The sequence below is a fragment of the Nonomuraea sp. NPDC049725 genome, assembly GCF_040674795.1.
In the GTDB taxonomy this organism is placed as follows: domain Bacteria; phylum Actinomycetota; class Actinomycetes; order Streptosporangiales; family Streptosporangiaceae; genus Nonomuraea; species Nonomuraea ceibae.
Genome location: NZ_JBFANJ010000041.1, coordinates 1 through 8,306 on the forward strand (window position 1 = coordinate 1; position 8,306 = coordinate 8,306).

Annotated in this window: 5 protein-coding genes and 3 pseudogenes; 1 reads left to right on the forward strand and 7 read right to left on the reverse strand. The window is 68.2% G+C overall.

Translation table 11 applies throughout. The features are described 5' to 3' along the window. Nucleotides 1-92: 92 nt before the first annotated feature. The 7 genes and pseudogenes from AB0J53_RS45095 to AB0J53_RS45125 form a co-directional block, all read right to left on the reverse strand. Nucleotides 93-245 carry a hypothetical protein gene (locus tag AB0J53_RS45095; protein WP_364184546.1) on the reverse strand — a complete coding sequence of 51 codons (153 nt, stop codon included), beginning with the start codon at nt 243-245 and terminating at the stop codon, nt 93-95. A gap of 526 nt (nt 246-771) precedes the next feature. Then, nucleotides 772-906, reverse strand: a pseudogene (locus AB0J53_RS45100) (WhiB family transcriptional regulator); the annotation flags it as partial. Beyond that, a pseudogene (locus AB0J53_RS45105) lies at nt 903-1,277 on the reverse strand (alpha/beta hydrolase); the annotation flags it as partial. The pseudogenes AB0J53_RS45105 and AB0J53_RS45100, both read right to left, overlap by 4 nt. A 305-nt stretch (nt 1,278-1,582) precedes the next feature. Beyond that, entirely contained in the window at nt 1,583-2,608 is a 1,026-nt protein-coding gene (locus AB0J53_RS45110; protein ID WP_364184549.1) for an FAD-binding oxidoreductase, read from the reverse strand. 126 nt (nt 2,609-2,734) lie between these two features. Beyond that, complete coding sequence (gene istB, locus AB0J53_RS45115; protein WP_364184551.1) at nt 2,735-3,526, reverse strand: IS21-like element helper ATPase IstB; 792 nt, start codon at nt 3,524-3,526, stop codon at nt 2,735-2,737. After that, entirely contained in the window at nt 3,523-5,181 is a 1,659-nt protein-coding gene (istA, locus tag AB0J53_RS45120) for an IS21 family transposase (protein ID WP_364184553.1), read from the reverse strand. Before istA ends, istB begins: the two co-directional genes overlap by 4 nt. Before the next feature lie 181 nt (nt 5,182-5,362). After that, nucleotides 5,363-6,094: pseudogene (locus tag AB0J53_RS45125) on the reverse strand (alpha/beta hydrolase); the annotation flags it as partial. 502 nt (nt 6,095-6,596) lie between these two features. Here AB0J53_RS45125 and AB0J53_RS45130 point away from each other — a divergent pair. Continuing rightward, on the forward strand, nt 6,597-7,445 hold the full coding sequence (locus tag AB0J53_RS45130) for a hypothetical protein (protein WP_364184555.1): 849 nt from the start codon (nt 6,597-6,599) through the stop codon (nt 7,443-7,445). Nucleotides 7,446-8,306 lie beyond the last annotated feature (861 nt).

Sequence of the window (8,306 nt, forward strand, 5' to 3'; positions counted from 1 at the left end):
CATCGGTCACATCGAAGCGCGCCACACCGGAGTTCTACCAGTCACAGCCAGCTCACCGTCAGACCTGCCAAGATCCGAACCCCAAACAGCTCCTAACGCTGCCGGTACATGTCGCGTACCGCGTGCCGTAGATCCTCGGGCGGCTCCTCGCCCTCGGCGAGCAGGTAGAGGATTCGCTCCTCGGCGGGCGGGGTGGCCCACACGTCGTGGAGCATCGGGTCGTCGGCGGGGAGTTGGTCGTCCACCCTGCCAGGATGCGCGCCCGGGTGATCGTCTGCGGGCGGGCGGCGGGATGCCCCGCTATGTCGAGGGCAGGATCGGCCGCCGGACATACCGCAGATATACCGGCGTTTGCGAGGCTCTGCCCAGCGCATCTCGACGAAAGGACCCTCATGCGGAAGCTAGCTGTGGCTCTCTCCATCGCGGCAGGCACGAGCCTCCTGGTGATCCCCGCACCGGCGATGGCGACACCCACCAACTGCGGAGGCTCTGTTGGTAGCGTCAGCAACCCCTATCGGGAACGGGCCCGATACAGGTGCGACACGGGCACAGGGCACTACCGGAAGAAGATCTGGTGCCACTACGACGTGTCCAAGGCAGGCTTCGCCTACTACGGGCCCTGGCGCCTGGCTGGCAGCGGAGACTACAGCATTGCAACTTGTCCGTCATCTCTGCCCTACATCGTCAACCAGACGAACGAGAAGACCGGCTGACCTCAGCGATACGCGGACAGCACGACGCCCCCGGCCGAAGGGAAGACGGCCGGGGGCGTCAGGCCGCGAGCCCGCGCATCTGCAGGCGCCGGCGCTCAGGCTCCGACATGCCGCCCCACACGCCGAACACCTCATCGCGGTCCAGGGCGTAGGCCAGGCATTCGGCTCGGACGTCGCAGGAGCGTCGTACTCGGGGAAGACGACGGCGGCGTGCACGCCGGTGGCGAGTTCGCGGACCAGGCGGTCGTGGGTGTGGGCATTGCCGAACACCCAGCCCGCGCCGTGGATGTAAAGGATGACGGGCAGCATCCCAGTGGCGCCGGCCGGGCGGACGATGCGGGCCCCGACACTGCCGGTCGGGCCGCCCGGCACAGTGATCCACTCCTCGTCGACCTGCGGCTTGGCGATCTCACCCGACTGCACCTCATCGACCGTCTTGCGCCCTCGACGGGGCCCAGGTCGAACAGGTACGGCGGGTTGGCGGTGGCCGCGGCGAACTCGGCGGCGGCGGTTTCCAGAACGGGGGCAGTGGTGTGATGCGACATGGCGGAACTCCTTGAACATGGGTGGGTGTGATGGGTCGGTAGGCCGCCCGCTCACGAAGCAGGGTCTGAGCCGGGAAGTCGTGTTCGGTATTCCCCGGCCTGGTTTCACGAACGAGTTTTGGACCGCGATTCGTATGAGTTCTGGTACCAGTTCGCGATCTTCGGGATCCGTTCGGCGAACGAGTTTTGGTACCAGTTCTCAAGGACGCCAGGTCTCTCGCCAGTCGGCGTGTAGCTCATGGGGCAAGGCGAGGGAGCCGAGGAGATGCCAGATGGCCGACCAGAGCGCGCAACATTCGCACAGTCAGGTCGTCGCTGAGGGAATCAGCGGAACCGGTCTGGCCGGCAACCGGCGAGCTCGGGGGCTGGTACCCCGGTTAGGATTTCGGTAGCGGCAAGGCGGCCAGCGGCGGCGGCCAGGGTGATCGCCGAGTGCATCACGGTGACGTACAGACCGCGAGTGCCGGCAGGCTGGCCGATGACCGGTTCTCCATCGGTAGGCATCGGGCGCCAGCCGATCTCGACGGAGACAACCTCCGTAGCGCCAGCTCCGGTGAAGGAAGCAGCGAACCGGTCGCGGACACGTCGGGCGGTCTCAAGCAGCGCGGCCTGGTCCGTCTCGCCGCTGTAGGCCATGGGGGCCAGGACCGTGCCGTCGTTGAGCTGCCGGACCTCCAGCGATGGAGTCGCGATGATCGTTCGGACCAGGCCTGGCGCTGCGCGCAGCCGGACAAGGATGGCGGGCGACGGCTCGATGGGCAGGGTGATGCCGATTCCGGTGCACAGGGCAACCGTGCCGGTACCGGCGGCCAAGACGACGGTCTCGGCGGGAACAACTCCGGCGGTCGTCTGGACGCCGCTCACCGTGCCCGCCTGGTGGTCGAGGGCAGTCGCCAGCACCCCCGCCAGCAGCCGCGCGCCCCGGTCGCGCGCGGCTGCGACCAGGAGATCGGTCACCGCGACCGGGTCGAACGCCGCATCTTCCGGGTGATGGACGGCCACGGCCGGGGGATCGAGCAGGTGCGGTTCCAGCGCTGCGACATCCTCCGTGCGCGGCCCAGGGGTCTCGTCGAAACCGTCCCAGCTGAGTGAACCCGACCAGCGGATCGACAATTCGGGAAGCTCCGTCTCCAGCCGCCGGTACTCATCCAGCGCGAGGTAGCGCAGCGGCGCCGAGGGCAGGTCGCTGGTGACCGGTCGTCCGATCCAGGCGAAAGAAGCGCGGGTGACGCCTGCACCAGGCATGCCTGCTTCGATCAACGTGACGGGTCGGCCGCGCCCGGCCAGGTGGTACGCCAGTGACGCTCCGATGATGCCGGCGCCAATAACGACGATGCTGCGATCAGCCATGCCAGGGTTCTAGCAGGCGAGGCACTGCCACGACACCGGATATTGGCCGCCAGATGCCACTCATCAGGCGCATTGCTCGCTAACCCCATGTCGGGATACGACCAGCACCCCCGGATAGCCAACGGGTCAGGCTGTTTCGCCTGTCTGTGTCTTGGCTCGGCCTTGGGCCATGCGGTAGGAGTTGGTTCCGGTCTCGATGATGGTGGCGTTGAAGGTGAGCCGGTCGACGATGGCGGCGCAGAGGCGAGGTTCGGTGAAGGTCTTGGTCCAGCCGCCGAAGCTCTCGTTGGAGGCGATGGCGACGCTGGCGGTTTCCTCGCGATCAGTCAGCACCTGAAACAGCAGGTCAGCGCCGCGTTTGTCAAGCTCCATGTAGCTTAGTTCATCGATGCAGAGAAGATCGAAGCGTCGGTAGCGGGCGATGGTCTTGTTGAGGATCAGCTCGTCGGCCGCTTCGACGAGTTCGTTGACGAGCTTGGCGGCCAGCACGTACTTGACCCGGTATTCGGCCATCGCGGCCTCGGCGCCCAGGGCGATGAGCAGGTGCGACTTGCCGGTCCCTGAATCGCCGATGAGGCAGAGCGGATGCCCGTTCTTGACCCATTCGCACTTGGCAAGGGTGTGGATGACGGCGGGCGGGATGTTGCGGTTGGCGTCGAAATCGAAGTCCGACAGCCATTTCTGTCGCGGGAACCCGGCGGCCTTGATGCGCCGCTCGGAGCGGCGTCGCTGGCGATCATCGCATTCGGCCATCAGCAGCTCGGCCAGGAAGCCGCGGTAGGTGAGCTGTTCGCGTTCGGCGGCGTCGGCGGTGGGGATGAACTGGCCGCGAATGGTGGGCAGTCGCAGCAGCCGGCAGGCCTGGTCGATGGCTGTCTCGGCGGCGGGCTCGGTCAGGCCTCGCTGGTGGGTGGTCATGATGCGTCTCCCTGGCTGGTGGCAGGTGGTGCAAGAGCACGTCGGCTGGGCAGGAGCTCGTCGTAGGCGGCCACCGAGGGCAGCGGCCGGGTGTCGACCGGCAGCGTGGCCAGCCGCCGCTGAGTCAAGGATGCGATGTCCTCCGGTAGCTGCACCGGCGTTCCGATCGGGCGTGCCCCGGGCTCGACGGTGGTGGGCTGCGGGTCGCCGTGGGCGGCCTTGCGCGCTTCGACAGCGACCGCGTCCGCGGTGAGCGCGCCGACCTTCAACGCCGTCGCGATCCCGGCAACGACGTGCTCGTGGGCCATGGAGCGGTGCAGGAGCAGCACCTCGATCAGTGCGCGGGTGCCGGCGGCGTCGCCGTGCGCTTTGCGGACGGCCGCCCACCAGGCGTCATGCACGGGGGTGAACTTGCCGCCTTGACGGGCCTGATCCAGAGCGGTTGCCCCGGGCAGCGCACCCGGCTTGCGCAGGAGCACCTCCAGGAAGTGATCCAGCTCCAGGCGGGAACCGGACTTGGCGATCAGCCGCTCATGCCGGGCGACCTCCACCCCCTTGTGGTAGATGACCAGATGGGAGGCGTGCAGGAGTACCCGGACCGGGTATCCGATCAGCCGGACCGGCACCGAGTAGCGGACGGAACGGACGGTGATCTGCGAACGACGATCCACGCGCAGCTGAAAGACCCGGCCGGTCTCGAAGTGCTCTTCGGGCAGCGGCTGCAGCAATGGCCGCTCGGTGGCGAAGTCCTCACCGACGGTCCGGACCCGCGATCCGATCCTGCGCTGGTCGTCTTCTCGATCCCATTGCTCGATCATGGAGTTCAGTTCCGCCAGCGACTCGACGCGCGGGACCGGGACCAGGCGATTGTGACGAAACCGGCCGACCTCGCCCTCCACTCCGCCCTTCTCGTGGGCGCCGTCCTTGCCCGGCCGGCAGTAGAAGGCGTCCAGGCCGTAGTGCGAGCGGAAGGCCACCCATCTCTGGTTCTCCACCCGAGCCCGGGCAAAGCCCACCACCTGGGCGACCGCGGCCTTCAGATTGTCGTAGCGGACCTTGCCGGACGGTACCCCGCCCAGCAGGCTGAGAGCATGCGCGTGCCCCTCGAAGAAGGCCTCCTGACCGCAGGACGCCGTGACGCGGTGCACCGCCTTGCCCGAGTACGACATCCGGAACACGAACAGGTAGCAGGCGGTCCGCACCCCGGCCAGATCGATCCACACGTCCCCGAAGTCGACCTCGGCCTCGACCCCCGGCTTGTGGATCTGATCGATCGGCACCTCCGGCGGAGGGCCACGACCCGCCTCCTGCAAGATCAGCGGCAGCCGCCAGGCGACGTAGTTGCAGACCGTCGAATACGAGACGCCCTCCATCTCCTGCTCGGCCACCAGCCGGTTAAAGATCCGGCGCACCGTGTGACGCTGCTTTCGAGGAGCATTCAGATCCGTCCACAGCATCTGATCGATAGCGGGCTTGAACGGGTCCAGCCGCGATTGGCGAGGCGGCATCTTCTTGCGCGGCTGGGGCCACGCCGACGTCAACGCCTCGGCCACCATCCGGCGATGCACCCCGTACTTGGTGGCCAACGCCCGCTGCGACAACCCCTCCAACCGAGAGTCGCGCCGGATCGCGGCGAACAACTCCACTTTGGTCATCCGCCCGCATGTGCCCCCTCACGCCTCAGAGCACCGAGCGTCTCACCACAACACCGGCAGTGGTACCAAAACTCGCTGAACCGTCACCACCCGGCTACACGCTGGTTCCAAAACTCACTCGGCACTGGTACCAAAACTCACGCGTAGAACCACCCGGCCGGGCACCCGGGCCCGGCGGGTGTCAGCTCTTGATGAAGTCGAGGAGGTCGGCGTTGATGGTCTCGGCATTGACGGTGCCCATGCCGTGCGACAGCCCCGGGTAGACCTTCAGGCCGGCGTTCTTGACCAGCGTGACCGCCACCTCGGCGGAGCAGGCGGTGGGAACGATCTGATCGTCGTCGCCGTGCATGATGAGCGTGGGCACGTCGATCGCCCAGAGATCGTCGGTGAAGTCGGTCTCCGAGAACGCCTTGATGCCCTCGTAGTGCGCCTGCGCGCCACCGGCCATCCCCTGACGCCACCAGTTCCAGATGACGCCCTGGGACACCTCCGCGCCCGGCCGGTTGAACCCGTAGAACGGCCCGGAGGCGAGGTCGAGGTAGAACTGGGAGCGGTCGGTGGCCACGGCCTCGCGGAAGCCGTCGAAGACCTCGATCGGCACCCCTCCCGGATTCGATGCGGTTCGGACCAGGAGCGGCGGGACCGCTGCGATGAGGACGGCCTTGGCGACCCGTCCGGCGCCGTGCCCGGCGATGTACCGGGCGACCTCTCCACCGCCGGTGGAGTGACCGACGTGGACAACGTCGCGCAGGCAGAGGTGCGCCACCATGGCAGCGGCGTCCGCCGCGTAGTGGTCCATGTCGTGCCCGTGGCCGACCTGGGCGGAGCGCCCATGTCCCCGCCGGTCGTGGGCGACGACGCGGTAGCCCCGCTGGAGGAGGAACAACAGCTGGGCGTCCCACTCGTCCGAGCTCCTCGAAGAGCCTGCGGGCGGCCGTCAACTGCGCCCGGGACTCGCGGTTGAGTCCTTGACGGCGCAGCGCCTCGCCGTACGCCAGATGAACGCGGCCGACCTCGAAGGGCCACTGTTCGGCGCCCGGCAGTGCGAGGGCCTCCTCGAAGCGCCGGGTCATGTCCTCGGGAGCCGAGGTCATCGCCGTGATCGTGGTCACCGTCAGCGCCATTCGCGACGACAGGCGGCCGATGCCGGAGTCGCGGATCGCTTCCGCGTGCCGTCGCGCTTCCGCGTCCCGCCCGGTCCGCAAGGCGGCTTCGACGAGGTCGGGTGCGGACAACTCCACATCGGGGTTGAAGGGCGGCAGAACCCCGGGGGCACAGATCGCCGTGGCGTGCCGGTAGGCCGTCTCGAAGTCGGCGGCGCCGACGGCCGCCCGGGCCGCCGCCTGGTGGGCGTGGTTCACCAGGCGCCGCAGCCGCCTGGGCCCCGACCAGTCCCAGATGGCCCGGCAGTGCTCATGGCACCCGTCGAGGTCGCCGCGCTGCGCTGCGGCCATCGCGGAGAAGTAGTGCCCCACCTGGGCGAACAAGTGGTATCCGGTCTCCTCGCACAGCGCGATGAGTTCGGCCGCGGCCTCGGCCGACGCCTGCCACCGGCTGGCGTACATGTCGTCGACGGCGACGAAGATCAGACCCGGCATGCTCGACCCCACCGCTCCGCCGTCGCGGATGACCCGGAACACCTCCTCGCGACAGCCCGGGAGCCGATCGAAGTACTCCGCCACCAGGGCGGTGCGGATGACCACGTCGGCGTCGGTCTGACCCTTCAGCCGCGAGATCTCCTCGTCCAGGCGGCGCAGCATGTCGTCGGTGACGGAGCCGAGGTCGTGGTGGATGCGCCCCAGCGACGCCGCGGCGGCGGGCGACGCTTCGGGAAGCTGGGCGAGCACCTCGACCAGAGGTCGCCAGTGCTCCTCCCGGCCCGAGAACTGGGTGGCGAGCGTGAGGGTGAAGAGCGCGGTCTCCAGGTCGCCGTGCGGCGGGCCGGACAGGGCCGGGGCCTGCTCGATCGCGTCCATCAGCAGCGCGTGCGCGGTGTCGGCATCCCCCTCCGTGACGAGCACCAGAAAGCCGGCGGCCGCGGCCGCCGACAGCGACCGGGCCGCCGGATCGCCCCGCACCTCGCGCATGATCTCGTGCGAGACGTCCAGGTGGCCCGCGACCCAGGCGGCGATGTACGCGGCCCGCGACAGGCGGCGCCTGCGCTCCCCCCGGTCGGGACTCAGCTCGGCCGCGCCGCTGCACAAAGCTTGCAGGACCGCCGCGCTGGCCGATGCCGCCCGACAGACAGTCACGCCGACCACTAAGCGCTTCATGGCGTCCTGCCGCAGCAACCCAGCGGGGCCCCCAATGCCCCTTATCCTCACTGCCTCCGTGGTGCGCCAGCTCGGTCCGATCTTTCGGAAGGTCCACTCCGGAACGGAATGTCACGCCAAGCCGCTTCCGGCCGGCCCGCTAACGCGACTTTTCGTTCGTATGCTGCTCAGCCCCCGCGACCAGCGTGACGATCGGGATCTACGGTACCGACGCCGATGCCCGCATCACCCTCCTACGCCTCGCCCTGACCACGCTGGTCACCAAGCACAGGCTGACCGCCCGGCACGGGCCGCGGTGAGACCCGAGGCGGGGCTTGAGCAGCAACCGAGCGGCCAGTGGTGTTAGCAAGCCGTTGGGCCTGGGCTATCGCCACTGGCAGTTCTGATGCGGGTGGGGCATTGGGTGGCTATAGAGCCCCAGATCAGCCGATGAGGTCACGGTGCGACGGAAGGTGCCGGTGGTTATCTTCGGTGACTCTCGGTTGTGCGGCAAGTACTTCAAGTAGTGTGAGCGGCTACTTGGCGCACAGTATCTGGGGGTCCGTACGACATGTTGGACAGGTCAGGTACGGCAGGGCGGCCTTACCGGGCTGAACGAGCGATGGCTGCCGATGAGTCGGTGTCGTGGGTCGTGGTCGACGAGGACGGGCCTTCCCTCACGGAAGTGGACGCGCGTTGGGGTGTGTCATGCAGCCGGGGACACCCTAGGAGCTGTTTGGGGTTCGGATCTTGGCAGGTCTGACGGTGAGCTGGCTGCGACTGGTAGAACTCCGGTGTGGCGCGCTTCGATGTGACCGATGCTGAGTGGGCTTTGATCGAGCCGCATCTGCCGGTGGCGGCTACCGGGCCGCT

What these genes read in the sequence shown, in the direction of transcription:
- AB0J53_RS45110 (WP_364184549.1), bottom strand. Translation starts at nt 2,608, where the DNA reads ATGGCTGATCGCAGCATCGTCGTTATTGGCGCCGGCATCATCGGAGCG.
- istB (WP_364184551.1), bottom strand. Translation starts at nt 3,526, where the DNA reads ATGACCACCCACCAGCGAGGCCTGACCGAGCCCGCCGCCGAGACAGCC.
- istA (WP_364184553.1), bottom strand. Translation starts at nt 5,181, where the DNA reads ATGACCAAAGTGGAGTTGTTCGCCGCGATCCGGCGCGACTCTCGGTTG.
- AB0J53_RS45130 (WP_364184555.1), top strand. Translation starts at nt 6,597, where the DNA reads ATGGCACCCGTCGAGGTCGCCGCGCTGCGCTGCGGCCATCGCGGAGAA.